Consider the following 26,357-nt stretch of genomic DNA (forward strand, 5'->3'; position numbering starts at 1 on the left):
TCCGATCGATCGGGAATGAATATGGCCACCGCTTCGTCCACATCGCTAGAGCAGGATGCTCGCGCCCTTCATAGCAAAGGGGATCACGATGTGCGCCCCGGTGAAATCGCGATCGGCGTCATCATCGGGCGAACGTCGGAATTCTTCGACTTCTTCGTCTATGCCATCGCCTCGGTGATCGTCTTCCCGGCGGTGGTCTTCCCGTACATGCAGCCGATCGCGGCGACCCTGTGGTCGTTCGCGCTGTTCCCGCTGGCGTTCATCGCGCGGCCGATCGGCACGCAGATCTTCATGAAGCTCGACCGCCGCTACGGCCGCGGCACCAAGCTGACGATCGCGCTGTTCCTGCTCGGCACCTCGACGGTGCTGGTCGCGTTCCTGCCGGGTTACGCGACGATCGGCAGCTGGTCGGCAGGGCTGCTGGCGCTGTTCCGGGTCGGTCAGGGGATCGCGCTGGGCGGCGCATGGGACGGGCTGCCGTCGCTGCTCGCGCTCAACGCGCCGGAGAAGAAGCGCGGCTGGTGGGCGATGGTGCCGCAGCTCGGCGCGCCGCTCGGACTGATCGTGGCGAGCGCCTTGTTCGCCTTCTTCCTGTCGGTGCTGCCGGCCGAGGACTTCATTTCGTGGGGCTGGCGCTATCCGTTCTTCGTCGCCTTCGCGCTTAACGTCGTCGCGCTGTTCGCGCGGCTGCGCATCGTCGTCACGCCGGAATATAGCGAGCTGTTCCACACCCGCGAACTGACCCCGTCGCGCGTGACCGCGACCGTCAAGGCGCAGTGGCGCAACATCATCATCGGGGCGTTCGCGCCACTGGCGAGCTTCGCGCTGTTCCACATGGTCACGGTGTTCCCGCTGTCGTGGGTCGCGCTCTACACCCGCGAGGATATCTCGACCTTCCTGATGATCGAGGTGCTGGGCGGCGTCGTCGGTTTAGGCGCGATCGTGCTGTCCGGGCTACTCGCCGACCGGATCGGGCGACGCAGCGTGCTCGGCTATACCGCCGCCGGGATCGCGGCGTTCAGCGGCTTCGCGCCGCAGCTGCTCGGCGGCGGACGCGCGGGCGAGATCCTGTTCATGGTGATGGGCTTCCTGCTGCTCGGGATTTCGTTCGGCCAGTCGTCGGGCGCGGTGACCAGCAACTTCCCGAAGCGCGCGCGCTACACCGGCGCGGCGCTGACCTCGGACCTGGCGTGGCTGTTCGGTGCGGGCTTCGCGCCGCTCGCCGCGCTGGCGCTGACGCAGGCGTTCGGGCTGGTCGCGGCGGGTGGTTACCTGCTGTCGGGCGCGCTCGGCACGCTGATCGCGCTGGGGCTGAACGTGGAACTGGCGCGCCGACTCGACTGAGGCGCGGTGGTTTTCGGCCAAGGAAGAGGGCGGGCGCGAGAGGATCGCGGCCCGCCCTTTCTTTATTCGTCATCCCCGCGGAGGCGGGAATCCAGACGCGCGGGTCTGTCGATGGAGTCGCGACATCAGAGATTCTGGATCCCCGCCTTCGCGGGAATGACGGCCTATTGATTTCGTCGCCCCGGGGCTCGATCCGGGATCCCGCTTCTTCTCCCGCGTCGACAGAAGGAAGAAGCGGGATCCCGGGTCGAGCCCGGGATGACGTGATATATCCAATCAGTCCGGCTTCTTCGCCACGCCGACCAGCGCCGGGCGCAGCAGCCGGTCCTTGATCATCCAGCCCGACTGCATTTCCTGCACGATCGTGCCCGGCTCGGCATCGCTCGGCATTTCCACCATCGCCTGATGCCGGTTCGGGTCGAGCGGCTGGCCCATCGCCTCGATCCGCGTCAGCCCGTGGCGGCCGAACACACTCGCCAGCTCGCGGCCGGTCGCTTCGAGCCCGGTCACCAGCCCCTTGAACTTCTCGTCCTCGCGCAGGCTGGCGGGGATCGCGGCCAGCGCACGCTCGAGATTGTCGGCCACCGACAGCACGTCGCGCGCGAAGCCGGTCGCGGCATAGGCGCGTGCGTCGGCGGCGTCCTTCTCGGCGCGGCGGCGGACGTTCTGGATGTCGGCCTGCGCGTAGAGCGTCTCCTGCCGCGCAGCGGCCAGCTGCTCTTCCAGCTCGGCGATACGCGTCGCGGCCGCGTCGTGCTCCGCGACCTCGGGGGCGGCCTCGGCGGTCTCTTCGCGAAGGTCGTCGGCGGGGGTTGCGTTGTCGGTCATGTCCGTCCTGTTCTTCTACGTCGGAAAACCGCGCCTCACCCGAGCAACCGGGTGAGCGTCGCGGCCGTGAAATCCACCATGGGCACGACGCGGGCGTAGTTCAACCGGGTGGGTCCGATCACGCCCACCACCCCGACCACGCGTCCGTCGCGGCCGCGGAACGGTTTCGCGATCACCGACGAGCCGCTGAGCGTGAACAATTTGTTCTCCGCGCCGATGAAGATGCGCGTCGCGTCGCCGGCGCGCGCCGAGTCGAGCAGCGCGGCGACCTCCTGCTTGCCATCGAGATCGTCGAGCAGCGCGCGTACCCGCTCCAGATCGGCGGTCGCGGCATCATCGAGCAGCCGCCCGTGACCGCGCACGATCAGCACCGGCCGGCGCGCACCATCCTCGCTCCACACCGCCAGCCCGCGCTCGACCAGCGCACGCGCTGCGGTATCGAGCGCCGACCGTCCCTGCGACAGCTCGCGCTCCAATCGCGCGCGCGCCTCGCCCAGCGTCAGCCCGGCGAGCGTCGCGGTCATGAAATTGCCGGCCTCGACCAGTGCGCCCGGCGCAATCCCGGCGGGCAGGTCGATCACGCGGTTCTCGACCGCGCCGTCCTCGCCGACCAGCACCGCCAGCGCCTGCGTGGCCCCAAGCGGCACGAAGCCGATCGAGCGCAGCACCGCCTCACGCTTGGGCACCATCACCAGCCCGGCGCACGCCGACAGGCCGGAGAGCGCCGCGGTCGTGGCGGCCAGCGCTTCCTCGACCGGCCCGCCGGTGCCGGCGCGCGCCTCGATCTGCTGGCGTTCCTCGTCGCTCGGCTCGTGCGCCTGCATCATGCCGTCGACGAACAGCCTCAGTCCTCGCTCGGTCGGCATCCGCCCCGCCGAGGTATGCGGCGCGGTCAGCAGCCCGGCCATCTCCAGCTGCGCGAGCACGCCGCGGATCGAGGCGGGCGACAGGTTGAGCCCGGCCTGCGCCAGCGTCCGCGATCCGACCGGCTGCCCGCTCTCCAGATAGCCGTCGACGACGCGCCGGAAGATATCGCGGGCGCGATCGGTCAGTTCGGCGATGGGCAGCGAACCACTCACGCCACCGATGTATGCGCCCGCGTCACGCGGCTCAACCGCTGCGTCCTTCATCTTTCCGCAACCTGCGGCGGGCAAGATGAAGATCGGGGAAGATCAACGATGTACGACGTCTCATTCGACCATGGCGCGCAATTGCTGGCGATCCGCTGGCACCGGATCTTCACGCCGGACGAGGTGGTCGCCTACACCCGCGACGTCATGCGCCAATTCCTCGCCGCGCATTTCCGCCCCGGGTACCGGCTGCTGATCGATATGAGTGCGTGCGGCCCGCAATCGCAGGAGACGCTCGTTGCGCTGGCGCAGCATATGGGACCATTCCCGAAGGCCAGCCGGATCGCGATCGTCGCGGTCGGTGCGGTGCTGCGCGCGCAGGTGCGGCGGGTGATGACGCAGCCGTACCTGCAGTTGTTCGACGACGCGGCGGCGGCGCGGAATTGGGTGGTAAGCTGACCGCCATCCGATAGGCCGTCGCCCCTGCGCAGGCAGGGGCCTATGTCTGTGTCGTCCGGGGGGCTGGTCCGACACAGTTGCCGACTCCGCCGTGACGGGCCGCTCGCGACACGACACAGACATGGGCCCCTGCCTGCGCAGGGGCGACGGGTATGTGTCACCGCTTGCCGATCAAGTCCGCGATCGGCAGCAGCGTCGGCGCGTCCTGCAGCGCCCTCGCCATCGCCGCGTTGCCGGCCCGGCAGCCATAATAGAAGTGCAGATGCCCGGCGCCGCCGCTTGCAAGTGCCCAATTCACGTCGACGCCCGGCATGTCGGTCGGCGCGGGGCCGCAGTCGGGCGAGCCCATTTCCACGCGCCGTTCGCCGTCGGGACGGTAGGGCTCGAGCGCCTTGGCGAAGCGGCGATACGCGTCCGGCGTCACACGAAACGCGTGGCTGCCCGTCACCGCGGTGAAGCGTTCGCCCTCGAACGTGCCGGTGCCGTCGGAGCGGACCGTCACCTTGTACACCGGGCACGTCCCGTAACACGGCCCCGTCGCATAGCTGATCGACTCGCCCTCGATCGCGACCGGCGCGCCCGCCGCTGGTGAGCGCAGTTCGACCGGCGTACACCCTGCCGCCAGCACCAGCACCATCGCCATCATTCCTCGCATCGCATCCTCCCGTTAGCCGCTGGCGCCGCCGCACCAACCCCGCTAGGGCGTGGGCGATCCGACCTTGAGGAGAGTTGAATGCGTCCCAGCGGCCGCACCCCAGACCAGATGCGCCCGATCACGATCGAGCCGCGCTTCACCCGCCACGCCGAAGGTTCGGTGCTGATCGGCTTCGGCGATACCAAGGTGCTGGTCACGGCCTCCGTCGAGGAGCGCGTGCCACCGTTCCTGCGCGGCAAGGGCCAAGGCTGGGTGACCGCCGAATACGGGATGCTGCCGCGTGCCACGCACACGCGTGGCAGCCGCGAGGCCGCCAAGGGCAAGCAGTCGGGCCGCACGCAGGAAATCCAGCGGCTGATCGGGCGATCCTTGCGCGCGGTCACCGACCTGACGCTGCTTGGCGAGCGGCAGATCACGCTCGATTGCGACGTGATCCAGGCCGATGGCGGCACGCGCACCGCATCTATCTCGGGCGCGTGGGTCGCGCTGCGGCTGGCGGTCGACGGGCTGCTCGCCGCGGGCAAGCTGAGCGCCGATCCGATCAAGCAGAAGATCGCGGCGGTGTCGTGCGGCATCTATCAGGGCAACCCGGTGCTCGATCTCGATTACGACGAAGATTCGAACGCCGACGCCGACGCCAATTTCGTGCTGCTCGAAAACGGTCACATCGCCGAGGCACAGGCGACCGCCGAGCACGCCACCTATGACGAGGAGGCGCTGCTGCGCCTGCTGCGCCTCGCGCGGATCGGCTGCAACGAGATCTTCGCGGCGCAGGCGCGCGCGGTCGCATGAGCGGCGAGGGCAAGGAGCCGCAGGCGATCCGCAAGCTCCAGCCGGGCAAGCTGGTGATCGCCAGCCACAACGCCGGCAAGGTGCGCGAGATCGCCGCGCTGCTGGAGGGCCGCGGGCTGGACGTCGTCTCGGCGGGGGCGCTCGACCTGCCCGAGCCCGAGGAGACCGGCACCACCTTCGTGATGAACGCCGAGCTGAAGGCGCGGGCGGCGGCGGATCTGTCGGGGCTGCCCGCGCTCGCCGACGACAGCGGGCTGTGCGTCGATGCGCTGGGCGGCGATCCCGGCATCTTTTCGGCGCGCTGGGGTGGGCCGGAGAAGGACTTCGGGCACGCGATGCGGCTGGTGGAGGACAAGCTCGCCGAAACGCCCGACGCCCCGCGCGATGCGCATTTCGTCTGCGCGCTGGCGCTGGCGTGGCCCGACGGGCACGTCGAATGGTTCGAGGGTCGCGTCGACGGCACGCTCGTCTGGCCGCCGCGTGGTGACAAGGGGCATGGCTACGACCCGGTGTTCCAGCCGGTCGGGCATGACATTACGTTCGGCGAGATGGACGAGCCCGCCAAGAACGAGATCAGCCACCGCGGCGACGCGTTCCGGCAACTGGTCGCGGCGGTCTTCTGACCGGCGCGCCGCCCGCCGGAACGATGGAGTGACGAGCAACATAACGTTACCGTCACAAAGGAACAAAGCGACCGTGCCGGACCTTCTTCCCCGATAAGGGCAGGGGGCAGAAATTTTCGGTTCGGGGCGGCAATCCGCATTCACGACATTCGGGACGGAAGCCGCATGGCTGGCCGGGCTGACCGGCTGGATGGTGCTGGGCGCGGTCGTCATCGCGGTGGCGGTCGGCGCGCTGATGTTCGTGGCGCAGCGCAGCCGCGACGGCGCGATCACGCATCAGCAAGGGATGCGGCTGGTGCTGTGGGCGGGCGGCGTGGTGCCGACCGTCGTGCTGCTGGCGTTGCTGATCTCGACGCTGCCCGCGATGCGCCCGATCGCGGTCAAGCCCGACGACCTCCGGATCACCGTCACCGGCGAGCAATTCTGGTGGCGGGTCCGCTATCAGCCGGCCGGGCAGGCGGCGGTCGGCGATGCGAACGAACTGCGCGTGCCGGTCGGGCGCAATGTCGAGCTGTTGCTCGAAGCGGGGGACGTGTTGCACAGCTTCTGGGTGCCGGGGCTGGCGGGCAAGCTCGACATGGTGCCGGGGCGGAGGAACAAGCTGGTCGTCCATGCCACGCGCGCCGGGCGGTTCCGCGGGCAATGCGCGGAGTTCTGCGGGTTGAGCCACGCGCTGATGGCGTTCGACGTGGTGGCGATGGAGCCGGCGGCCTTCGATGCATGGCTGGCGGCGCGGCGGACTGCTTCACCCATCGACGGCGAGGGCGCGCGGCTGTTCGCGGCCAATGGCTGTGGTGGCTGCCATAGCGTTGCGGGTCTGTCCGACGCTGTGATCGGGCCGGACCTGACGCACCTCGGAAGCCGCGCGTCGCTGGGCGCGGGGATGCAGAAGCGGACCCACGCCAATCTGGTGCGCTTCGTCAAGGAGGCACCGACGGTGAAGCCGGGCGCGCGGATGCCTGCCTATCCGCAGCTGAGCAACGAGGATGCGGCGACGATCGCGCGCTGGCTGGAGCAATCGCAATGAGCCTCCACGCGCAGGACGATCCTGCCCTCCGCGCCGCGCAGGAAGAACGGCTTCGCGAAGTGTGGAAGCCGCCGACCGGCTGGTTCTTCCGCTGGACCGATACCAACAACAACCAGGTCGGCGTCTGGTACACGCTGACCGCGTTCGGCTTCATGCTGTTCGCGGGCGTGCTGGCGATGATCATGCGCGCGCAGCTCGCCGTTCCCGAAAACGACCTCGTCAGCCCTGCGACCTTCAACCAGCTGTTTACGCTGCACGGGTCGATGATGATGTTCCTGTTCGCGGTGCCGATGTTCGAGGCGGTCTCGATCATCCTGCTGCCGCAATTGCTGGGCGCGCGCGACCTGCCGTTCCCGCGGCTGTCGGCGTTCGGCTACTGGAGCTTCCTGATCGGCGGGGTGTTCGTCTCGGGCTCGATCTTCTTCAACGTCGCGCCCGATGGCGGCTGGTTCATGTACCCGCCGTTCACTACCCGTACCGATCTGTCGGGGCTGGGGGCGGACATCTGGATGCTCGGGCTCAGCTTCATCGAGGTGTCGTCGGTGGCGGCAGCGGTCGAGCTGATCGTCGGGGTGCTGAAATGCCGCCCGCCGGGGATGCGGCTGAACCTGATGCCGCTCTATGCCTGGTACATCCTGGTCGTGGCGGTGATGATCCTGTTCGCCTTCCCGCCGCTGATCGCGGGCGACGTGCTGTTCGAGATGGAGCGGCTGCTCGGCTGGCCATTCTTCGATCAGGCCAAGGGCGGCGACCCGATCCTGTGGCAGCACCTGTTCTGGATCTTTGGCCACCCCGAAGTCTATATCGTCTTCCTGCCGTCGATCGCGCTGTTCGCGATGATCGTGCCGACCTTCGCGCGGCGGCATCTGCTCGGCTATCCGTGGATCGTGCTGGCGGCGGTCGGGACGGCGTTCCTGTCGTTCGGGCTGTGGGTCCACCATATGTTCACGACCGGGCTGCCCAAGATCAGCCTCGCCTTCTTCTCCGCCGCGTCGGAGGCGGTGGCGATCCCGACCGGCATCCAGATCTTCGCGTTCATCGCGACCTTGTGGGCGGGGCGCGTCGTGTGGTCAACGCCGCTACTGTACGTGACGGGCTCGCTCGCGATCTTCGTGATCGGCGGGCTGACCGGCGTGATGGTGGCGATCGCGCCGTTCGACTGGCAGGCGCACGACACCTATTTCATCGTCGCGCACCTGCATTACGTGCTGATCGGCGGGACGTTGATCCCGTTGTTCGGCGGGCTCTATTATTACTGGCCGCTGATTACCGGCAAGAAACTGTCCGACCGGCTGGGGCGCACCGCTTTCTGGTTCCTGTTCGCGGGCGCGAACCTGACGTTCTTCCCGATGCATTTCTCCGGACTGTTGGGGATGCCGCGGCGGGTGTTCACCTATCCGGCGGAGCTGGGGATCGGCGGGCTCAATCTCGCCTCGACGATCGGGTCGTGGGTGTTCGCGGCAGGCGTGGCGATCGTGTGCGTCGATCTGGCGCTCAGCCCGCGACGCGAGAAGAGCCCGCGCAATCCGTGGGAGGCGGGGACGCTCGAATGGCTCGCGCATCCCGATGACGAGGATTGGGGCATCCGCTCGGTGCCGCTGATCGAGAGCCGCTATCCGATTTGGGACCAAAAGGACTTCGTGAAGAAGGTCGACGAGGGTCGCTTCTTCCTGCCCGACGCCGAGGAAGGTCGGCGCGAGACGATCGTCACCAGCGTGCTCGACGCGCGCCCGGTGCAGGTGGTGCGGCTGGGCGGGCCGAGCATCAAGCCGATGCTGACCGCGATCGCGCTGGGCAGCGTGTTCATTCTTACCACCTATCACCTCTACTGGGCAGCGCTGGTGGGCGCGGTGGTGACGCTCGGGATGATCCTGCTGTGGTTGTGGACCGGCACCGCGGAAATCCCGGAGAAGGACTGCAAGCCGATCGGGCACGGGATCGAGCTGCCGCTCTACATCTCGGGCGCGTCGGCGAGCGGGTGGTGGGCGATGTTCATCACGATGATGGCGGATGCGACGGCGTTCTCGGGGCTGGTGTTCGGTTATTATTTCTTCTGGACGCGGCATGAGGACTTCCCGCCGAGTGGCGCGGGGCTCGACGGGCCGGGGGCGTTCTGGCCGATGGTCGCGCTGGCGGTATCGCTGGCCGGGTGGCTGATGACGATCGGCGCGCGCGAGACCAACCGGCGCGGCATGGTCGGTGCGGCACGCGCGTTGCTGGCGCTGGGCGCGGTCGCGTCGCTGGCGGCGATCGGCGCGGGGCTGGCGGGGCCGTGGCTGTCGGGGCTCGCGCCGAAGCTGCACGTCTATCCGGCGATCGTCTGGACCCTGGTGATCTGGACCACCGCGCACGCCGGCGTGGGGGCGATCATGCAGCTCTACACGCTGGCGCGCAGCGTGGCCGGGAAGATGACGCCGAAATACGATGCCGATGTGCGCAACATCACCGTCTACCAGCACTTCATGGCGCTGACCGCGGTAGTGACCTACGCCACGATCGGCCTGTTCCCGGGGGCGGCATGAAGAACGAAGCGCCCCATGGCCCCGAGCGGCGCGGCTTCCGGCACCGGCTGCGCGAGCTGCGCGTCACCTTGTGGACGCTGATCGTCCCGCCGAGCGTGTGGGCGGTGCATTTCCTGTTCTGTTACCTGTGGGTGGCGGTGAGTTGCGCGAAGCTGGGGGCGTTTCCGCGCTTCACCACGGCGTTCGTGATCGGGACGGCGGTGGCGGAGGCGATCATCCTCGCCTCCGGGTGGATCGCGTGGGTGCAGACCCATACCCCCGGCGATCCCGCGCCGCACGATCAGGGGACCGATATCGACCGGCTGCGCTTCCTGGCGGTGTCGACGCTGTTGCTGGCCGGGCTCAGTTTCGTGGCGGTGATCTTCACCGCGGTCCCGGCGCTGATGCTGACGGATTGCCGGTGATCGCGGTGGGGGTCTTGCTGGCGTTGGCGTCGACGGCGCTGGGGTTCGCCGGGCTCGGGATGACCGGGCATATGGCGGCGCATATGGGCGCGGTGGCGGTGGCGGCGCCGGTGCTGGCCCTTTCGTCATTCCCGCGGAGGCGGGAATCTAGAACCTCGGGCCTCCGCGCGTCCATCGACGGACCTGCGCGTCTGGATTCCCGCCTTCGTGGGAATGACGGGGAGAGCGGAGCGGGTGGGCCGCTGGCGTGGGCGACGGTGGAGTTCGTCGTGGTCTGGGCGTGGCACGCGCCCGCCCTGCGCTGGCTGGCAGACATGCATCCGGTGGTCGCGCTTGTGGAGCAGGCCATGTTCCTCGGCGTCGGCATTGGGCTGTGGCGCGCCGCGTTCGCGCATCCGGCGGGCGGGGTTGCGGCGTTGCTGCTGACGTCGATGCACATGACGCTGCTGGGTGCGCTGATCGGGCTCGCACCGCGGCCGCTGTATGCGATGATGGCGATGCATCCCGCGCCGGGGCTGGATGCGCTGGCGGATCAGCAACTCGGCGGGGTGGTGATGCTGGTAGTCGGCGGGGCGGCTTATTGTCTGGGCGGGCTCGCGCTGCTCGGCACGATGTTGAGGGAGCGCGCGGCGGCATGACGATCCGGCTGACATGGAAGCGCGTGATCGCCGGGCTGCTGGGGATCGTGCTGGCGGGGCTGCTGTTCGCCTGGTCGGGGGTGTTCAACATCGCCGCCTCGTCGGGACATTGGGCGGTGACCGAGTGGTTCCTGCACTGGACGATGCGCAATTCGGTCAAGACGCACAGCTTCTTCGACTCGCCCAAGGATCCGATCGCGACCGATGGCGGGCTGGTCAGCGCCGCCGGGCATTTCGCCGCTGCCTGCGCCAGCTGCCATGGTGCACCGGGGCAGCGGCCGTCGCCGGTGATGCAGAAGGCGATGCCGCCCGCGCCCGATCTGTCGGTGAATGCGCGGCAATGGACCGACGGGCAGCTGTTCTACATCCTGCGGCACGGCGTGAAATATTCGGGGATGCCGGCGTGGGCCGCGCCGAAGCGTGACGACGAGATCCGGCGGATGGTTGCGTTCGTGCGTCGCCTGCCTGGGATGACGCCGGCGCAGTATCGCGCGCTGAGCGGGCAGGCGCAGGGCGCGGGGATCGCCGACGTCCGCGCGCTGGGCGACAACGTGCTCGCCGGGTGCGTCGCCTGCCACGGTGCGGACGGACGCGGGCGCGGGCAGCCCGACATCCCTATCCTGGGCGGGCAGCATCCGCGCTATCTGGCGTCGGCGCTGGCCGCCTATGCCGACGGACGACGCCCAAGCGCGGTGATGGCGAATGCCGCCGCGATCCTGACCGACGACGAGCGGCGGGAGCTGGCGGCACATTTCGCCGCACTGCCGGGCCTGCGCGCCGACGCCGTGCCGCGCGGCGACCCACGCGCGCGGATGATCGTCGAGCGCGGGCTGCCCGAACGCCAACTCCCCGCCTGCGCGAGCTGCCACGGCGCGGGCAAGCCGCAGCCGCTGCTGGTCGGGCAGCGCGCCGACTATATCGCCGCACGGCTGCGTTACTGGAAGGGCGACGGCAAGGAGATCGACGCGCGCCTGCCACAGAACGTGATGCCGGTGATCGCGCGGCGCATCCCCGAGGAGCTGATCGACCCGTTGGCGCGCTATCTGGCGGGCGAGGCGCGCTGATTTCCGGGTCGCTAAGCGGCGCGCTTTGGTCCAGAACCGGCCATGCGAACGGCAACCGGCAGGGAGGCGGCGGTGAGGGCCGAGATACACGACGAGGCCGACCTGCTCGAGACGCTCGCGCGCAAGAATGCGGTGCTGCACGCGATCAACCGCATCTTCCACGAGGCATTGGGTGCGACCACCGACGAGGCGCTGGGGAGATTGTGCCTCGCCGTCGCGGAAGACCTGACCGGCGCGTCGTTCAGCTTCATGGCGGAGCTGACCCCGGCACGCGACCGGTTGCACGATCTGGCGATCAGCGACCGCGCGTGGAAGGTCTTCCGACGGGTCTGGCCGGACGGTGCCGAGAACATGCTTCCGACGCATCTCGATCTGCATGGCCTGTATGGACGCGTCATTCACGACGATGCCAGCCTGATCGCCAACGATGCCGCCGCGCATCCCGATTCGATCGGCACGCCGCACGGTCATCCACCGCTCGAGTCGTTCCTGGGCGTGCCGTTGCGTCGGCAGGGCCGGTTGATCGGCATGATCGGGCTGGGCAATCGCGCCGGTGGGTTCCGCGATATCGATCGCGAGGCGGCGGAGGAATTGGCGCCGGCGATCGTGCAGGCGTTGACGGGGAAGCGCGCCGAGCTGGCGCTGCGCGAGAGCGAGGACATGCGCCGGGTGAGCATGGAACTGGTCCCCGCGATGCTGTGGCGCACCGACCGGAGCGGCAACAACAAGATGAGCGAAAGCCAATGGGCCGATCTAACCGGGCAGGATGAGGAGGAGGCGGCCGATTGGGGATGGCTCGCCGCAGTGCATCCCGAGGATCGCGCGACGACCGAGGCGGCGTTCCGCCGCTCCTATACCCATGACGAGTCGCTCGAACAGCAATTGCGGCTCCGCGATCGCAACGGAGACTATCGCTGGTTCCTGATGCGACAGGTGCCGCGGCGCGCGGCGGCGTCGGCGGTCACGCACTGGTTCGGGGCGGCGACCGACGTCCACGAAATGCACCTGATGGAGCAGCGGCAGCGGCGGCTGGTCGCCGAATTGCAGCATCGCGTTCGCAACATCCTGACCGTCGTCCGCTCGGTCTTTTCGCGGACGGTCGAGGCGGGCGGGTCGCTGGACGACGTGGCGGACCATTTCCGCGGCCGGCTCGACGCGCTGGCGCGGACCCAGGCGATCGTGACCCAGACCGCGAGCGGGCAGGTCGATCTGCAGAACCTGATCCGCGATGAATTGCTGAGCGTCGGCGTGGCCGATGGCGAGGCGGTGACGATCGCGGGACCGGACGTCACGTTGCCGCCGCGCGCGGCCGAGGCGATCGGGCTGGCCGTCCACGAGCTGGCGATCAATTCGGTCAAATACGGGGCGCTGAAGCGTGCGGGTGCGATGCTGCACGTCGCATGGTCGACCTATGTCGAGGAGGATGATACAAGGGGCGTTCGGCTGACCTGGACCGAGAAGGGCGTGCCGGCCTTGTCGATTTCCCCTTGCCGTCAGGGCTTTGGGACGGAATTGATCTGTGAGGCGTTGCCTTATCAATATGGTGCGGAAACGCAGCTGATGTTTGTGGGAGGCGGGGTGCGATGCGAGATCGCCCTGCCGCTGCAAGAGGAAGGACGACCATTCTGACCGATGCCACGATCCTGACCGGCCGACGCCTCCTGATCGTCGAGGACGAATATTTCATCGCCTCCGATCTGAAGCGTGCGCTCGAGGCGCAGGGCATGGTGGTGGTCGGACCGGTGGGGCGTGTGGCGGACGCGCTGGCCCTGATCGAGCGCGAGGCGATCGACGTCGCGACGCTGGACGTCAATCTCGGCACCGCAATGTGCTACCCGATCGCCGAGCAGTTGAAGGCACGCGGCGTGCCGTTCCTGTTCCTCACCGGCTATGACGGCTGGACGCTGCCCGAGTGGCTGCGTGACGTGCCGCTGCTCATCAAACCCTTCGACGGCGCAGCGGTGATCGCCGCGGTGTGCGCCTTGTGTGAACTGGAGAGAGTATCATGATCCGAGCACAGCCGCGCAGCGACGCGCCCGGCATGGCGATGACGCGCCTGATGGCGCTCGCGCCGCTCGATGCGGAGTCGGTGGCTGTGCTGGAGCGGGCGATGGAGGACAGTCGCGCGGTACGGACGCGCCGCGACATCATCACCGAGGGCCGCGAGATCGTGCAGGCGCAACTTCTGCTGTCCGGCTGGGCGGCGCGGGTGCGACTGCTGCCCGATGGGCGGCGGCAGTTCCTGAGCTTCCTGCTGCCCGGTGACCTGATCGGCGCGTGCGACCATCCGAACGCGCTGGCGGTGTCGACGGTCGTGGCGATGTCCGACGTGCAGGTGTGCCCGTTGCCGGAAGCGCGACCGGGATCGCCGCTGCACATCGCCTATGCGATCAGCCGTGCGATGGACGAGGGGCATCTGCTCGCGCAGATCACGCGGCTCGGGCGGCTCAACGCGCAGGAGCGGATCAGCGACCTGTTGCTGGAACTGCACGAGCGGCTGACGCTGAACGGCAGCGCGACGGGCAATGGCTTCGACCTGCCGCTGACGCAGGAGACGCTCGCCGACGCGCTGGGGCTCACCTCGGTCCACGTCAATCGCATGTTGCAGCAGGCGCGGCGCGAAGGCGACCTGCAATGGCGCGTCGGGCACGTGAAGCTGACCGACCCGGCCGGGCTGGCGCGCAAGATCGGGCATGTGGCAGTGCGCGTCACGGCGCAATGATCGTGCAAGCGGTGCGCTAATCGATTTGCTCGACCGATGACGGATGACCCGACCGGCGGCCCTCGCGCGATGCGGCGTGATGCGCTGGCGCGGCGCGGCGCGCTGATCGAGGCGGCGCGCGGCTGCTTCGCGCGCTCGGGCTATTTCGTGCCGCTGGAGGAGGTGGCCGATGCCGCGGGCGTGGGGCGCGGTACCTTCTATCGCAATTTCAAGGATCGCATGGCGCTGGCGCTGGCGGTGTTCGAGCGCGAGATCGACCGGATGGCGCCGTTGATCGACCCGACACTGCCGCTCGACCGCGCGCTGGCCAAATTGGTCACCGAGGGCCGGGAGACGACCGCGTTGTTCGCGCGGCTGGCGATCGACATGCCGTTGGACGGCGAGAATCGTCAGGCGTTCGACGACCTGAAAGCGCGGTTGGAGCGGTTGCTGATACCGCTTGCCGCGCGTGGACATCGCGACGGAACGTTATCGCCAAATATGGGCGCGCACGAACTCGCGATTGCGATGCGGATGCTCGGCGCGCTGGTCAATCCCGCACCGGTCGAGCGTCGTCAGACTCTGCTGGAAGAGGCACTGGCGCTGATGATGGCGGGATTACGGCCGCGTTGACAAGCTTGGGTCGGTCCAGCCGAGCCCGAGACTCTTCTGTACCGCGATGTAATTGTTGGTGAGCTGCGCGCGGCCTTGTTCCGCGCCAATCGTGGCGGACAGGCGCTGCCGCTCGATATCGAGTTGATCGACCAAGGTGCTGGTGCCGGCGTCGACGCGCTGCGCGTTGAGCGTCGCAGCGCGGGTGGCGGATTGCTCGGCGAGCAGCAATTGCGCGAGTTGCTGGCGCGCATTGCCAAACCGCGACAGGCTGGTTTCGGCATCCTGCAACGCCTCCAGCACCGTCTGGCGATATTGCGCGTCGGCGGCGTCGCGTTGCGCCTCGGCCTGACGGACTGCGGCGCGGTTCCGGCCGAAGTCTAGGAACGACCAGTTGAGCATCGGCGCGGCGACCGTCGCCAGCTTCGACGGATCGAGCACGTCGCTGACCCCGGTGCCGCCGAGCCCGATGATGCCGAGCAAATTGAGCGACGGGAATTTGCGCGCGGTGGCGACGCCGATCTGCGCGTTGCCCGCCGCCAGCGCGCGCTCGGCGGCGCGGATGTCGGGGCGGTGCTGGATCAGCGCGGCAGGGTCGCCGATCGGGACCTGTGCGGGTGGCAGCGGCACCGCGACGACGGACGCGAGCGTCGCGTCAAGCGCGCCGGGAGCCCGGCCGGTGAGCACGGCTAGCTGGCCCTTGTATTCGTCGATCTGCGCGGCGAGCGGAATGGTTTGCGCGTCGGTGCTGTTGAGCTGGTTGCGCAGCCGCTCGACCTGAAGCTGCGAGGCGGTGCCGGCGGCGTAGCGTTGCTCGACCAGCGTGAGCTGGCGGCGTTGCAGCGCGCTCGATTGCGCGTTGAGGCGCGCGCGTGCCTGCGCGTCGCGGAGCGCGACATAGGCTTGCGCGACCTGTGCCGAGAGCGTCACCTGTGCATCGGCGAGTTGCGCGAAGCGCTGTCCCTCGGTGGCGCGCTGCTGTTCGAGCGTGCGGCGGCCGCCGCCGAACAGATCGGGCTCCCACGATGCCATCGCGCCGAGATTGTAGAAGTCGAGCGTGGTGTCGCTGTTGCCGCCACTCTGCTGTCCGCCACCGAGATTGGTGCCGGGCAGTCGCGCGTTGAGGTAGACGGCGCTGGCGCTGACCGACGGCAGGCGCGCGGCGCGTTGCTGGCGATATTGCTCCTGCGCGGCACGAAGATTCGCCTGTGCGGCGTCGATCGTCGGGCTGTGCGCCAGCGCATCGTCGACCAGCGCGTCGAGCGTCGGGTCGGCAAGCGTCTCCCACCAGCGCGCGAGCCCCGGCGCGGGAGTCAGCGCCGGATCGGCGGCGCGGACGAACGTGCCGCGGGTCACCGCGTCGGAGGCGACCGCGGGCGGTCCCTTATAGTCCGGGCCGACGGTGCAGGCGCCGAGCAGCGCAAGCGCGAGGAGCGGGAGAGCGTGGCGCATCAGTGCATCGCCGCCGGTGCGGCGCCCTTGGGAAGCGGACGGAGGAAGAAGACCAGTGGGAGGACGACCAGTGTCCCCATGCCCATGATCCAGAAAATGTCGTTGTAGGTCATGACCAGCGCCTGCCCCTGAATCTGCTGACCGAGCGCGCGGATCGCGGTCTGCGGCCCGCCGAGCGAGCCGGCGGTCGCGGCCATATAGTCCTGCACGCGCACCGAATTGGCGTTGAGCGATTCCTCGATCCGCCGCGCGTGGAACCACGAACGCTGGTCCTGCAGGATCGCGATCCCGGCGAGCGCGAAGCTGCCGCCGAGGTTGCGCATCGCGCTGAACAGCCCGGACGCGTCGCCGGCCTCGGACGGCGGCACCGAGCGGATCGCGGCCTGGCTGAGGAACAGCATCGCGAGGATCTGTCCCACGCCGCGCAGCAACTGTGACTCGGTAAAGTCGCTGCCGACCGAATCGATGGTCAGATTGGCGTCGAGTAACGCCGACGCGCCCATGATGAGCAGCCCCGCGCCGACCGCCAGCCGAATGTCGACGCGCACCAGCAGGATCGGGACGATCGCCATCATAAACAGGCTGGGAATGCCAGCGAGCAGCACGACCTTGCCCGATTGCAGCGCGTTGTAGTTGGCGATCGCGGCGAGGAATTGCGGGATCGCATAGGAGGTGCCGTAGAGCACGACGCCGAGCACCAGCCCCATGATCGCCACCGAGCCGAATTGGCGATCGAGCAACAGCCGCAGCTTGATGACCGGTTGGCGCGCGAGGACTTGCCCGGCAAGCAACAGCCCGAACCCCAACACCGTCACCGCGAACATCCACCGGATCAGCTCGGACGAGAACCATTGCTCGCGCTGCCCTTCCTCAAGGAAGACGGTCAGCCCGCCGAGGCCGAGCGCCAGTCCGGCAATTCCCAGCCAGTCGGCCTCGCCGATCAGGTGCAGCCGCGATGGTTCGTGGCGCAGCCCGATCAGCAGCAGCAGCACGAGGACGCCGCAAATCGGCACGTTGAGGAAGAAGGCGTAATGCCAGCTGATGTTCTCGGTCAGCCAGCCGCCGATCAGGGGCCCTAGCACCGGGCCCATGATCGCGGTCATGCCGAAGGCGGCGATGCCAATCGGTTGCTGTGAACGCGGCAGGCGCTGCGCGATGATCGTCTGCGCGGTCGGGATCATCGCGCCGCCGGTGAAGCCCTGACCGATGCGCCCGACGATCATCTGCGGCAGCGTGTCGGCTGCGCCGCAAATGACCGAGAAGATCGTGAACAGGATGGCGGCGATCAGCAGGAAGGTGCGTAGGCCCAGCAGCCGCTCCAGCCATGCCGCCATCGGGATGATGACGATCTCGGCGACCAGATAGGCGGTGGCGATCCACGTCCCCTCGGTGCCGCTCGCGCCGATCTCGCCCTGGATCGTGGGCAGCGCCGAGTTGACGATCGAGATGTCGAGCGTCGCCATGAATGCGCCGAGCGTCCCCGCCGCGACCGCCAGCCACGCGGCGAGGTCGGCGCGTTCCGCCCCGCCCGCGGGCAGGTCGTTGCGCTTCGCGACCGAAGCGCCGGGGGCGGCGCTGGCCATCGTCAGCGCTCCTGCCGGTTGGCCTTGCGTTGTTCGTCGCGCAGCCGCTCAATCTCGTCCTTGGCCGAGCGGGTGTCGACGGTGACCTCGACCGACAGGCCGGGGACGAGCAGCCGGCGGGTCTGCGGCGTCGCCTCCAGTGCGATCCGCACCGGCACGCGTTGCGTGATCTTGGTGAAGTTGCCGGTCGCGTTCTGCGGCGGCAGCAGCGAGAATTGCGCGCCGGTGCCGGGCGAGAAGCTGGCGACGCGGCCCTTCAGCGTGATCCCGTCGAGCGCGTCGACCTTGATCTCGGCCGGCTGGCCGGGCCGCATCAGCGCGAGCTGCGTCTCCTTGAAATTGGCGGTGATGTAGAGCTTGTCGAGCGGAACCAGCGACATCAGCCGCGTGCCGGTGCCGGCATATTGGCCGACATTGACGGTCTTGTCGCCGACGCGCCCGTCGATCGCTGCGCGGATCAGCGTGGCGTTCAGGTCGACGCTCGCTGCGCTCTGCTGCGCGCGCGCGGCCTTTCCCTGTGCGAGGCCCTGCTTGATCTGCGTCTCGAAGGTGGCGACGCGGCGCTGCTGCATCGCGACCGCCGCTTCCTGCGCACGTACCGCCTGCGCGGATTGCTGCGCGGTCAGCTGCAATTGCGCGAGTTGCTGGCGCGTCTCCGCTCCCGAGGCGGCGAGCGGGCGATAGCGCGCGACCTCGGCGGCGTCGTGCGCGGCCTTCTCGCGCGCCGAGGCGAGCTGCGCGCGCGCCTGGTCGATCGCGGCATATTGTTCGCGGACCTGCGCGCGGGCGCTGTCGGCCTGTGCGTCGGCGACGGCGATCTGTGCCTCGGCCTGCGCGGCCTGCGCCTGCGAGTTGCGCGGATCGATGCGGACCAGCGGCTGCCCGGCGCGAACGTCCTGATTGTCGGTGACGAACACCTCCGCGACATAGCCGGCGACACGCGGCGCGACGACGACCATGTCCGCGCGCACCTGCGCGTCGTTGGTGTCCTGCATATATTGCCCGGTCGCCTGATAGCGCAGATACCAGATCGTCCCCGAGACGAGCACGGCCAGCGCGACGACGATCAGGATCGTCCTGGCGCGGCCGCTCAGCTTGCGCCGCTTCGGCTGGTCGTCCGACGGGGTGTCGGCGGGTTCGTTCGAGGGGGCGGCCGCTTCTGCCATTTCATCAAATCCGCTACTGCCGACTCATGCCGCTGCGCGGCTCGCGTCACATAAGCGGACAATATGTCCGCTTAAGGGCGCATCGCAAGCGGGAATGCTGCACTGCACACGCCAATGATGAGATAATTGCCGATTATGCTGGGCGTGCACGGCTCGCCGCGATACGTTGCGTCGACGCGGCGCGATGACGCCGTCGGCAAGGGGAGAATGTCGTCGGTGCAGCATGCGTTCGGTCGTAACCTGACCTATGGCCTTCACGAGATGCTGGGCCGGGCCATCGTCGTCGGCGATTATGCCGACAAGCCATTCCCCAACGAGGCCGATATCGTGCGCGAGCATGGCGTCAGCCGCTCGGTGACGCGCGAGGCGGTGAAGATGCTGGCTGCCAAGGGGCTGCTCGGTGCCCGGCCAAAGCAGGGGACGTTCGTCCTGCCCGAGGAATCGTGGAACCTGCTCGACCCCGATGTGCTGCGCTGGTTGCTCGAGCGCGAGGCATCGATCGACCTGTTGCGCCACTTCAACGAACTGCGGGTCGGGGTCGAGCCGGAGGCGGCGGCGCTGGCGGCGAAGGGCGCGACCGAGGAGCAGCAGGCGGCGATCGCGGCCGGGCTCGCGCGGATGGTGGCGGCCGAGCGCGGCGAGGACGATACGCTGGATGCTGACATCGCCTTCCACGTCGCGGTGCTGCGCGCGTCGAACAATCCGTTCTTCCTGCAGTTCCGCGAGATGGTAAGCACCGCGTTGCGCACGTCGATCCGCTTCACCAACCAGATCGCGGGGCGCAGCGCGAATATCGCGGAGCATACCGCGGTGCGCGACGCGATCCTCGCCGGGGACGCTGCCGGGGCGCACGCGGCGATGCGCGGATTGATCGTCAACGTGCTGACGCTGATCGAGACGCCTGCGGGCGGGTAGGTGCTTGATGCGTCAGCGGGTCACAAGGTCCGCAGCATCTGCGCCGGGCGCGCGCGGAGCGCCGGGATGCTGCCCACAATGCCAATCCCGACCGTGACCGCGCTCGCCAGCCCCAGCGTCGCGGCAACGCGCCGCCAGTCCGGGGCGAAGCCCATGTCGAAGACGTGCGTCACGACGTACCAGCCCGCCGCGCCGCCTGCGATCAGCGCCACCGCCGACAACAGCGCGGCGAGCAGCGCGTATTCAATCGCCTGCGCCGTCAGCACCTGCCGCATGCTCCCGCCCAGCAGCTTGAGCACGACCGCATCGTAGCGGCGAGCGCGTCCGGACGCAGCAACCGCGCCGACCAGCACCGCCAGCCCGGCGAGTACCGTCGCCGCGGCAGCGACGCGCACCGCGGTGGCGATCTGCCCCAGCAGCGCCGATACCTGCCCGATCACGTCGCCGGTGCGGATCAGCGTCACCGCGGGCATCGCGCGTGCGACGCCGCGCGCGATCGCGCCGTCGCGCGCGGGCGGGGCGTAGACGCTCGCGAGCAGGCTGTGTGGCGCTTCCTCGATATAGCCGGGCGAGAAGACGATCGCGAAGTTGAGGCCAAGTCCCTTCCAGTCGATCTTGCGCAGCGCAGCGATCCGCGCCGGTACATCGACGCCGAGCACGGAGACGGTGATCGTATCGCCGATCCTGAGCCCGAGCGCCTGCGCGGCGCGATCCTCGATCGAGACGAGCGGCGAGCCGCGGTAGTCGGCGGGCCACCAGCGGCCAGCGACGACCTGATTGCGCGGCGGCACGGTCGCGGACCAGGTGAGCGTGCGATCGCCGCGCAGCACCCAGGCGTCGGCGGGGAGCGTCTTGAGCCGCGTCGTCGGCACGCCCTTGATCGCGACGATCGCGCCGCGCAGCGACGGCACCGCCTCGATCCGCGCGTTGGGGGCGGCGCTAAGGACGGCGGTGCGGAAGGTGGCGGCTTCCTCGGCGGGCACGTCGGCGGCGAAGAAGCGCGGTGCGCGGGCCGGGGCACTGCCGGCAAGCTCGGCGGAGAGGCTCGCGTCGATCACCGCGAGCGCGACGAACAGCGAGAAGCCGAGCCCGAGCGCGACGACCAGCCGGTCGGTCGCCGCGCCGGGGCGGTGGAGATTGGCGAGCGCCAGCCGCGGCAAGGGCGCGCGGGGGCGCGGCAGTCGCGCGAGCAGGCGGCGGAGCGCGATACCGACCAGCCATAGCAGCAGCACGAGCCCGGCAATCGCGGCGACGAAGCCGGCGGCCAGCAAATGGTCGGCGGCCGACCAGACCGCCAGCGCCACCAGCGCGCCGAGCAGCGCGGCCATCGCCGCCAGCACGCGCCACGACGGTCGGCCGGTGTCGGCGAGCGCATCGCGCAACAGGGTCGCGGCGGCCACGCGCCGCGCCTGCGCGAGCGCCGGGAGCGCAAACAGCAGCGCCACCAAAGTACCGAGCACGGCGGCAGTGATGAGCGGGAGTGGGTAGAGCGCCAGCCGCGGAATGATCGGCAGCGCGTCGCCCGCGACCCGCGCGACGATCCACGGCACCGCCGCGCCCAGCGCAAGCCCGGGCAGCATCCCGGCCGCGCCGACCAACGCCAGCTCAATCAGGAACAGCCGCGCGATCAACGTCGAGCGCGCGCCGAGCACCTTGAGCGTCGCGACCATCTTCGTGCGCGCGGCGAGATAGGCGGTGACGCCGCTGCCGACCCCCACCCCCGCGATCGCGAGCGCGGCTAGGCCCACGAGCAGCAGGAACTGCCCGAGCGTCGCGATCCCGCCGCGCAGCCCGCGCCCGGCGTTCTCGGTCGTGCGCGGGGTCCAGCCGGCATCGGGGAAGCGCGCGGCTAGCCGCTTGCCGGTCGCCTCGGCGCGGGCTGGGTCGGGGAGCGCGATGCGATAGGCGCTGCGATACAGGCTGCCGGGCTGGAGCAGGGCGCTGGCGTCGAGCCCGGCCATGTCGACCAAAGCCGGGCTGCCGAGCGAAAAGCCGGCGCCGAGCCGGTCGGGCTCTTCCGCGATGAGCCCGATGACGCGGAACGGCTGAGTGCCGAGCCGGATCGTGTCACCGACGCGCGCGCCGAGCCGATCGGCGAGCGCGGGGGCGATCGCGACCTGCGCGCCGTGTGGGCGTGCCGCCAGTGCGCCGGGGGCGAGGCGGAACCGCCCGACTAAAGGCCAGCGATTGTCGACGCCGCGCAGCTCGAGCAACGCATCCTGATCGCCCTTGTGCGCCATCGCGCGCAGCGACACGACCTCCGCGACAGGACCGGCGGCGGTGAAGGCGGCCAACTCCGCCGGGGTAGCGCGGCGTTGCGAGACGACCAGCTCGACGTCGCCGCCGAGCATCGCGCGGCCCTGTGCATCGAGCGCGGCGAGCATCGCGGCGGACAGGCTGCCGATCCCGGCGAGCGCGGCGGTGCCGAGGAACAGGCACATCGCGAGCAACAGCAACCCGCGCCCGCCGCGGCGCAGGTCGCGGAAGGCGAGGGTGGCGGCGATGCTCACGCGCGGACGGCGTCGGCGACGATGCGGCCATCGGCCAGCTCGACGACGCGCGCGCAGCGCGCCGCGAGCGCGGGATCGTGAGTGATGACCAACATCGTCGTGCCCGCCTCGGCGGCGCGCGCGAACAGCAGGTCCATGATCGCCGCGCCGGTGGTGGTGTCGAGATTGCCGGTCGGCTCGTCGGCGAAGAGGAGGGCGGGGCGTCCGACCAGCGCGCGCGCGATCGCGACGCGCTGTTGCTCGCCACCGGAGAGTTGCGCGGGGTAATGGCCGGTGCGTGCCGCCAGCCCGACCGCCGCCAGTTCGGCGCGGGCACGGTCGAACGCGTCGGGCGCGCCGGCAAGCTCCAGCGGGACTGCGACATTCTCGAGCGCGGCCATCGTCGGAAGCAGATGGAAGGCTTGCAGGACGATCCCGATCCGCCCGCGTCGCGCGACCGCCAGCGCGTCCTCATCGAGTTTTGTGAAGTCGAGCCCGGCGACCTCGACCTCGCCCGCGCTCGGCCTTTCCAGCCCGGCGAGCACCGCCATCAGCGACGATTTGCCCGATCCGGACGCGCCGAGCAGCGCGACGGTCTCGCCGGTTTCCACCGTCAGGTCGATGCCGTGCAGGATCTCGACCCGCGCGGGCGGCTTGCCGAGCGCGAGGCGGACGTTGCGCGCGCGGATCGGTACGCTATCTGAAGCGGATGGAAGGCCGGTCACGATCACGTCGATACGGAGGGTGGTGGTGGCTTGTCCATCCGATCCTGCTGCTGTTGCTCGCCGCGCCCGCGTCGGCCGACGCGCACGCGCCGTTGATATGGGCGTTCGGCGACAGTTTGACGGCGGGCTATGGCCTGCCGCCCGCGCAGGGCTTTCCCGCGCAATTGCAGGCCGAGTTGCGGCGGCAGGGTGTCGCGGCGACGGTGCGCAACGGCGGGGTGGCCGGCGACACCGCCGCACAGGGGCGCGCGCGGCTGCGCTGGGGGCTGCGCGGGTTGAAGGTGAAGCCCGATCTGGTGATCGTCGAGCTGGGTGCGAACGACATGCTGCGCGGGCTGCCGGTCGCACAGGCGGAGGCGAACCTCGACCGCATCCTGACCGAGTTGAAGGCGCGGAACATTCCGGTGCTGCTCGCCGGAATGCGTGCCGCGCCGAACATGGGCGGCGATTATGCGCGCGCGTTCGAGGGCATGTATCCGGCGTTGGCGAAGAAGCATCGCGTGGCGCTGTACCCGTTCTTCCTCGATGGCGTCGCGGGGAGGCGCGCGCTCTTTCAGGCGGACGGGCTGCATCCCGATTCGCGCGGCGTCGCGATCATCGTCCGGCGGATCGCACCGGCGGTGCGGCGCGCACTGAAGTAGCGGGGATCGCTTGGGCGCGCAGTCGGTTGGTGGCGGACAAGGAGATGCGACCATGATGACCGATCCCGAGACGCGCGACGACGACGATCAGGCGCAGGCGATGGAAGAGGCGCAGGAGGAAGCCGCCGAGGAACGTGAGGAAGAGGGCGGGCATCAGTAAGGTTATTCGTCGTTCCCGCGAAGGCGGAAATCCAGACACGCCGACGTTGCGAAGAGAACCGAACCGTTGCGTATCTGGATTTCCGCCTTCGCGGGAATGCCGGCGTGGTGCCGATCGTTCAGTATTCGAGTTTGGCGAGGTCGTCCGGGGTGTTGATGTTGGCCAGCTCCACGCCCGGCAGCACCGCTGATGCGCCGATCGTCTCCGCCCAGCGGCGGATCGCGCGCGGCTTGTCGGCGAGCAGGTGCGCGAGCAGCGGGGCCGCGAGATCGGTCGGCCACAGACCAACCGTCGGCGCTCCCGCCACATAAGCCGGCGCCGCGTCCCGCAGCGCCGTGATGACCTCACGAGGCAGAAAGGGTGTGTCGCAGGCGGTCGTCAGTACCGTGTCGAAGTCGTGATCGGCGGCAAAGCCAAGTGCCCCCGCGATGCCGCCGAGCGGGCCGAGATCGGAGAGCGGCAGGTCGGGAATGCAGGTCACCGCGGCGGTGGTACGTCCGACGACGACGATCGCGTCGCAATGCGGGTCGAGGCTGGCGATCGCGTGGTCGATCAGTGCGCGCCTGCCGAGCGCTGCCAGCGCCTTGTCGCTGCCGAAGCGGGTGGCGTGACCACCGGCGAGAACGGCGCCCAGTATTTTCATGAGGCGGAGAAGAGCGGCGATCCGCCCCCCGTCAGAGGGGCGGTATGCCGATGGGTCAGAGCGTGGTGAACACGACGCCGACCACCAGCGCCTGAGCCGCCAGAACCAGCACGGTGCTGGCCGCGGTTTCGAACATACGCATGGGGTTGGTCTCCGTTTGCCGGGTCATGCCGGCGAACGGGCAAATGGCGTTTATTGCTCCATTGCGCAATAATCGAACAACGCATTCGCGCTTGCACAATTTGCATCGGTCTAAGTGACTGAAACTTAACTATCGTCTCGTGCGACCGGTTAGGCGCTGATCCTCTCTTCGTTGCCCCGGACTCGATCCGGGACCCCGCTTTTCCTCCGAGGTGGCGACAAAAGCGGGATCCCGGATCAAGTCCGGGATGACGGGGGACGCAAATGTCAGGCGCCGAAGACGCGGTCGAAGATCGTGTCGACATGGCGGTAATGGTAGCCGAGGTCGAACTTCTCGTCGATTTCGGCGGTGGACAGCGCCGCGGTGACTTCCGGGTCGGCCTTAAGCAGCTCCTGCAACGACAGCTGACCGTCGGATTCCCATACTTTCATCGCGTTACGCTGGACGAGACGATAGGCGTCCTCGCGGCTGACCCCAGCCTGCGTCAGCGCGAGCAGCACGCGCTGCGAATGGACCAGCCCGCCCATCCGATCGAGGTTCTTCTGCATCCGCTCAGGGTAAACGAGCAGCTTGTCCACCACGCCGGTGAGCCGCGCGAGCGCGAAATCGAGCGTGATCGTCGCGTCGGGGCCGATGTAGCGTTCGACCGAGGAATGCGAAATGTCGCGTTCGTGCCACAAGGCGACGTTCTCGAGCGCCGGGGTGACGTAACCGCGCACCATCCGGGCGAGGCCGGTCAGGTTTTCGGTCAGCACCGGGTTGCGCTTGTGCGGCATCGCCGACGAACCCTTCTGGCCCGGGGAGAAATATTCCTCGGCTTCGAGCACCTCGGTACGCTGCAAATGACGCACTTCGGTCGCGAGGCGCTCGATCGAGCTGGCGATCACGCCCAGCGTCGCGAAATACATCGCGTGGCGGTCGCGCGGGATGACCTGCGTCGAGACGGGCTCGATCGCGAGCCCGAGCTTGGCGGCGACATGCGCTTCGACGCGCGGATCGACGTTGGCGAAGGTGCCGACCGCGCCCGAGATCGCGGCGGTCGCGATATCCTCGCGCGCCATCGCCAGCCGCGCGCGGTTGCGGCGGAATTCGGCATGCGCCTGCACCAGCTTGAGCCCGAAGGTGACCGGCTCGGCATGGATGCCGTGGCTGCGTCCGATCGTCGGGGTCAGCTTGTGCTCCTTGGCGCGCCGCTCCAGCACCTCGAGCAGCCGGTCGATATCGGCGAGCAGGATGTCGGAAGCACGCGCGAGCTGCACCGACAAAGTGGTGTCGAGCACGTCGGAGGAGGTCATCCCCTGATGCATGAAGCGCGCTTCGTCGCCGACCTGCTCCGCGACCCATGTCAGGAAGGCGATGACATCATGCTTGGTGACCGCCTCGATCGCATCGATCGCCGCGACGTCGATCCGCGGGTTGGTTGCCCACCATTTCCACAGCGCCTCGGCGGCACTCTTCGGGACCACGCCCAGCTCGGCCAGCGCATCGGTGGCGTGCGCCTCGATCTCGAACCAGATGCGATAGCGCGCCTCCGGCTCCCAGATCGCGGCCATGTCGGGGCGGGAGTAGCGGGGGATCATGCGCGCGGTCCTTCAAGGATAAGGGAGTCGGCGCGCGGGTAGCAGCGTGGGGGCGGGGGGGCAAATATACCTGTGTGCCACGCATCAGCCGTTCGCCCTGAGCGTGTCGAAGGGCGTGTTCC

The 26,357-nt window shown here is 69.0% G+C and carries 26 protein-coding genes; 15 read left to right on the forward strand and 11 right to left on the reverse strand.

Features of this window, described 5'->3' with window-relative positions:
• Positions 1–15: 15 nt before the first annotated feature.
• Positions 16–1,344 (forward strand): MFS transporter, encoded by a 1,329-nt coding sequence (locus PGN12_05310; protein MEH3103306.1) that lies wholly within the window; start codon positions 16–18, stop codon positions 1,342–1,344.
• Positions 1,345–1,620: 276 nt separating this feature from the next.
• Here PGN12_05310 and grpE read toward each other — a convergent pair whose 3' ends face one another.
• Both grpE and hrcA read right to left on the reverse strand, forming a co-directional pair.
• A complete protein-coding gene (grpE, locus tag PGN12_05315) occupies positions 1,621–2,172 on the reverse strand; it encodes a nucleotide exchange factor GrpE (protein ID MEH3103307.1) in 552 nt (183 codons plus the stop codon).
• A gap of 35 nt (positions 2,173–2,207) precedes the next feature.
• A complete protein-coding gene (gene hrcA, locus PGN12_05320) occupies positions 2,208–3,302 on the reverse strand; it encodes a heat-inducible transcriptional repressor HrcA (protein MEH3103308.1) in 1,095 nt (364 codons plus the stop codon).
• Between the two features lie 48 nt (positions 3,303–3,350).
• Here hrcA and PGN12_05325 point away from each other — a divergent pair, with 48 nt between their 5' ends.
• On the forward strand, positions 3,351–3,701 hold the full coding sequence (locus tag PGN12_05325) for an STAS/SEC14 domain-containing protein (GenBank protein MEH3103309.1): 351 nt from the start codon (positions 3,351–3,353) through the stop codon (positions 3,699–3,701).
• Positions 3,702–3,858: 157 nt separating this feature from the next.
• Here PGN12_05325 and PGN12_05330 read toward each other — a convergent pair whose 3' ends face one another.
• Complete coding sequence (locus tag PGN12_05330) at positions 3,859–4,356, reverse strand: DUF6438 domain-containing protein (GenBank protein MEH3103310.1); 498 nt, start codon at positions 4,354–4,356, stop codon at positions 3,859–3,861.
• A gap of 78 nt (positions 4,357–4,434) precedes the next feature.
• Between PGN12_05330 and rph the strand changes: the two genes are divergently transcribed.
• From rph to PGN12_05385, 11 genes are all read left to right on the forward strand, one after another.
• Positions 4,435–5,148 carry a ribonuclease PH gene (gene rph, locus PGN12_05335; protein MEH3103311.1) on the forward strand — a complete coding sequence of 238 codons (714 nt, stop codon included), beginning with the start codon at positions 4,435–4,437 and terminating at the stop codon, positions 5,146–5,148.
• Positions 5,145–5,771: an RdgB/HAM1 family non-canonical purine NTP pyrophosphatase gene (rdgB, locus tag PGN12_05340; protein MEH3103312.1), complete on the forward strand. Its 627-nt coding sequence runs from the start codon at positions 5,145–5,147 to the stop codon at positions 5,769–5,771. The genes rph and rdgB overlap by 4 nt, the downstream gene beginning before the upstream one ends.
• A 112-nt stretch (positions 5,772–5,883) precedes the next feature.
• A complete protein-coding gene (gene coxB / locus PGN12_05345) occupies positions 5,884–6,798 on the forward strand; it encodes a cytochrome c oxidase subunit II (GenBank protein MEH3103313.1) in 915 nt (304 codons plus the stop codon).
• Entirely contained in the window at positions 6,795–9,320 is a 2,526-nt protein-coding gene (ctaD, locus tag PGN12_05350) for a cytochrome c oxidase subunit I (GenBank protein ID MEH3103314.1), read from the forward strand. The genes coxB and ctaD overlap by 4 nt, the downstream gene beginning before the upstream one ends.
• Positions 9,317–9,724 (forward strand): hypothetical protein, encoded by a 408-nt coding sequence (locus PGN12_05355; protein ID MEH3103315.1) that lies wholly within the window; start codon positions 9,317–9,319, stop codon positions 9,722–9,724. The genes ctaD and PGN12_05355 overlap by 4 nt, the downstream gene beginning before the upstream one ends.
• Positions 9,721–10,362, forward strand: a complete 642-nt coding sequence (locus PGN12_05360; GenBank protein MEH3103316.1) for a cytochrome c oxidase assembly protein — start codon at positions 9,721–9,723, stop codon at positions 10,360–10,362. The genes PGN12_05355 and PGN12_05360 overlap by 4 nt, the downstream gene beginning before the upstream one ends.
• Positions 10,359–11,426, forward strand: coding sequence for a c-type cytochrome (locus PGN12_05365; protein ID MEH3103317.1), 1,068 nt, complete (start codon positions 10,359–10,361; stop codon positions 11,424–11,426). Before PGN12_05360 ends, PGN12_05365 begins: the two co-directional genes overlap by 4 nt.
• Positions 11,427–11,498: 72 nt before the next feature.
• Positions 11,499–13,055, forward strand: a complete 1,557-nt coding sequence (locus PGN12_05370; GenBank protein ID MEH3103318.1) for a GAF domain-containing protein — start codon at positions 11,499–11,501, stop codon at positions 13,053–13,055.
• Complete coding sequence (locus PGN12_05375; protein MEH3103319.1) at positions 13,010–13,435, forward strand: response regulator; 426 nt, start codon at positions 13,010–13,012, stop codon at positions 13,433–13,435. The genes PGN12_05370 and PGN12_05375 overlap by 46 nt, the downstream gene beginning before the upstream one ends.
• Positions 13,432–14,148 carry a Crp/Fnr family transcriptional regulator gene (locus PGN12_05380; protein MEH3103320.1) on the forward strand — a complete coding sequence of 239 codons (717 nt, stop codon included), beginning with the start codon at positions 13,432–13,434 and terminating at the stop codon, positions 14,146–14,148. Before PGN12_05375 ends, PGN12_05380 begins: the two co-directional genes overlap by 4 nt.
• Positions 14,149–14,184: 36 nt before the next feature.
• Positions 14,185–14,760 carry a helix-turn-helix domain containing protein gene (locus tag PGN12_05385; protein ID MEH3103321.1) on the forward strand — a complete coding sequence of 192 codons (576 nt, stop codon included), beginning with the start codon at positions 14,185–14,187 and terminating at the stop codon, positions 14,758–14,760.
• Here PGN12_05385 and PGN12_05390 read toward each other — a convergent pair.
• The 3 genes from PGN12_05390 to PGN12_05400 are packed head-to-tail and all read right to left on the reverse strand — an operon-like array spanning position 14,746 to position 18,940.
• Positions 14,746–16,191: an efflux transporter outer membrane subunit gene (locus PGN12_05390; GenBank protein ID MEH3103322.1), complete on the reverse strand. Its 1,446-nt coding sequence runs from the start codon at positions 16,189–16,191 to the stop codon at positions 14,746–14,748. The genes PGN12_05385 and PGN12_05390 overlap by 15 nt on opposite strands.
• On the reverse strand, positions 16,191–17,774 hold the full coding sequence (locus PGN12_05395; GenBank protein ID MEH3103323.1) for an MDR family MFS transporter: 1,584 nt from the start codon (positions 17,772–17,774) through the stop codon (positions 16,191–16,193). Before PGN12_05395 ends, PGN12_05390 begins: the two co-directional genes overlap by 1 nt.
• A 2-nt stretch (positions 17,775–17,776) precedes the next feature.
• On the reverse strand, positions 17,777–18,940 hold the full coding sequence (locus PGN12_05400; GenBank protein ID MEH3103324.1) for an HlyD family secretion protein: 1,164 nt from the start codon (positions 18,938–18,940) through the stop codon (positions 17,777–17,779).
• Positions 18,941–19,147: 207 nt separating this feature from the next.
• On the opposite strand from PGN12_05400, the gene PGN12_05405 reads away from it, so the two are divergent.
• Positions 19,148–19,855: an FCD domain-containing protein gene (locus PGN12_05405; protein MEH3103325.1), complete on the forward strand. Its 708-nt coding sequence runs from the start codon at positions 19,148–19,150 to the stop codon at positions 19,853–19,855.
• A gap of 20 nt (positions 19,856–19,875) precedes the next feature.
• Here PGN12_05405 and PGN12_05410 read toward each other — a convergent pair whose 3' ends face one another.
• Positions 19,876–22,365 carry an ABC transporter permease gene (locus PGN12_05410; protein ID MEH3103326.1) on the reverse strand — a complete coding sequence of 830 codons (2,490 nt, stop codon included), beginning with the start codon at positions 22,363–22,365 and terminating at the stop codon, positions 19,876–19,878.
• Complete coding sequence (locus PGN12_05415; GenBank protein ID MEH3103327.1) at positions 22,362–23,069, reverse strand: ATP-binding cassette domain-containing protein; 708 nt, start codon at positions 23,067–23,069, stop codon at positions 22,362–22,364. The genes PGN12_05410 and PGN12_05415 overlap by 4 nt, the downstream gene beginning before the upstream one ends.
• A gap of 44 nt (positions 23,070–23,113) precedes the next feature.
• Between PGN12_05415 and PGN12_05420 the strand changes: the two genes are divergently transcribed.
• Entirely contained in the window at positions 23,114–23,710 is a 597-nt protein-coding gene (locus tag PGN12_05420) for an arylesterase (GenBank protein MEH3103328.1), read from the forward strand.
• A gap of 278 nt (positions 23,711–23,988) precedes the next feature.
• Here the strand turns inward: PGN12_05420 and PGN12_05425 are convergent, their stop codons facing one another.
• The 3 genes from PGN12_05425 to purB all read right to left on the reverse strand — a co-directional run bounded on the left by PGN12_05425 (position 23,989) and on the right by purB (position 26,235).
• Positions 23,989–24,513 carry a molybdenum cofactor guanylyltransferase gene (locus tag PGN12_05425; GenBank protein MEH3103329.1) on the reverse strand — a complete coding sequence of 175 codons (525 nt, stop codon included), beginning with the start codon at positions 24,511–24,513 and terminating at the stop codon, positions 23,989–23,991.
• 55 nt (positions 24,514–24,568) lie between these two features.
• Positions 24,569–24,754 (reverse strand): hypothetical protein, encoded by a 186-nt coding sequence (locus PGN12_05430; GenBank protein ID MEH3103330.1) that lies wholly within the window; start codon positions 24,752–24,754, stop codon positions 24,569–24,571.
• A 167-nt stretch (positions 24,755–24,921) separates the two neighbouring features.
• Positions 24,922–26,235 (reverse strand): adenylosuccinate lyase, encoded by a 1,314-nt coding sequence (purB, locus tag PGN12_05435; GenBank protein MEH3103331.1) that lies wholly within the window; start codon positions 26,233–26,235, stop codon positions 24,922–24,924.
• Positions 26,236–26,357 lie beyond the last annotated feature (122 nt).

It is taken from the genome of Sphingomonas phyllosphaerae (assembly GCA_036946405.1).
Lineage (GTDB): Bacteria > Pseudomonadota > Alphaproteobacteria > Sphingomonadales > Sphingomonadaceae > Sphingomonas > Sphingomonas phyllosphaerae_D.

Bases quoted from the DNA above. Each gene is read 5' to 3' on its own strand.
- ctaD (MEH3103314.1), top strand. From the start codon at position 6,795: ATGAGCCTCCACGCGCAGGACGATCCTGCCCTCCGCGCCGCGCAGGAA.
- PGN12_05380 (MEH3103320.1), top strand. From the start codon at position 13,432: ATGATCCGAGCACAGCCGCGCAGCGACGCGCCCGGCATGGCGATGACG.
- rph (MEH3103311.1), top strand. From the start codon at position 4,435: ATGCGTCCCAGCGGCCGCACCCCAGACCAGATGCGCCCGATCACGATC.
- PGN12_05365 (MEH3103317.1), top strand. From the start codon at position 10,359: ATGACGATCCGGCTGACATGGAAGCGCGTGATCGCCGGGCTGCTGGGG.
- PGN12_05325 (MEH3103309.1), top strand. From the start codon at position 3,351: ATGTACGACGTCTCATTCGACCATGGCGCGCAATTGCTGGCGATCCGC.
- PGN12_05385 (MEH3103321.1), top strand. From the start codon at position 14,185: ATGACGGATGACCCGACCGGCGGCCCTCGCGCGATGCGGCGTGATGCG.
- rdgB (MEH3103312.1), top strand. From the start codon at position 5,145: ATGAGCGGCGAGGGCAAGGAGCCGCAGGCGATCCGCAAGCTCCAGCCG.
- PGN12_05390 (MEH3103322.1), bottom strand. From the start codon at position 16,191: ATGCGCCACGCTCTCCCGCTCCTCGCGCTTGCGCTGCTCGGCGCCTGC.
- hrcA (MEH3103308.1), bottom strand. From the start codon at position 3,302: ATGAAGGACGCAGCGGTTGAGCCGCGTGACGCGGGCGCATACATCGGT.
- purB (MEH3103331.1), bottom strand. From the start codon at position 26,235: ATGATCCCCCGCTACTCCCGCCCCGACATGGCCGCGATCTGGGAGCCG.
- PGN12_05355 (MEH3103315.1), top strand. From the start codon at position 9,317: ATGAAGAACGAAGCGCCCCATGGCCCCGAGCGGCGCGGCTTCCGGCAC.
- PGN12_05425 (MEH3103329.1), bottom strand. From the start codon at position 24,513: ATGAAAATACTGGGCGCCGTTCTCGCCGGTGGTCACGCCACCCGCTTC.
- PGN12_05375 (MEH3103319.1), top strand. From the start codon at position 13,010: ATGCGAGATCGCCCTGCCGCTGCAAGAGGAAGGACGACCATTCTGACC.
- PGN12_05310 (MEH3103306.1), top strand. From the start codon at position 16: ATGAATATGGCCACCGCTTCGTCCACATCGCTAGAGCAGGATGCTCGC.
- PGN12_05400 (MEH3103324.1), bottom strand. From the start codon at position 18,940: ATGGCAGAAGCGGCCGCCCCCTCGAACGAACCCGCCGACACCCCGTCG.
- PGN12_05395 (MEH3103323.1), bottom strand. From the start codon at position 17,774: ATGGCCAGCGCCGCCCCCGGCGCTTCGGTCGCGAAGCGCAACGACCTG.
- PGN12_05405 (MEH3103325.1), top strand. From the start codon at position 19,148: ATGTCGTCGGTGCAGCATGCGTTCGGTCGTAACCTGACCTATGGCCTT.
- grpE (MEH3103307.1), bottom strand. From the start codon at position 2,172: ATGACCGACAACGCAACCCCCGCCGACGACCTTCGCGAAGAGACCGCC.
- PGN12_05330 (MEH3103310.1), bottom strand. From the start codon at position 4,356: ATGCGAGGAATGATGGCGATGGTGCTGGTGCTGGCGGCAGGGTGTACG.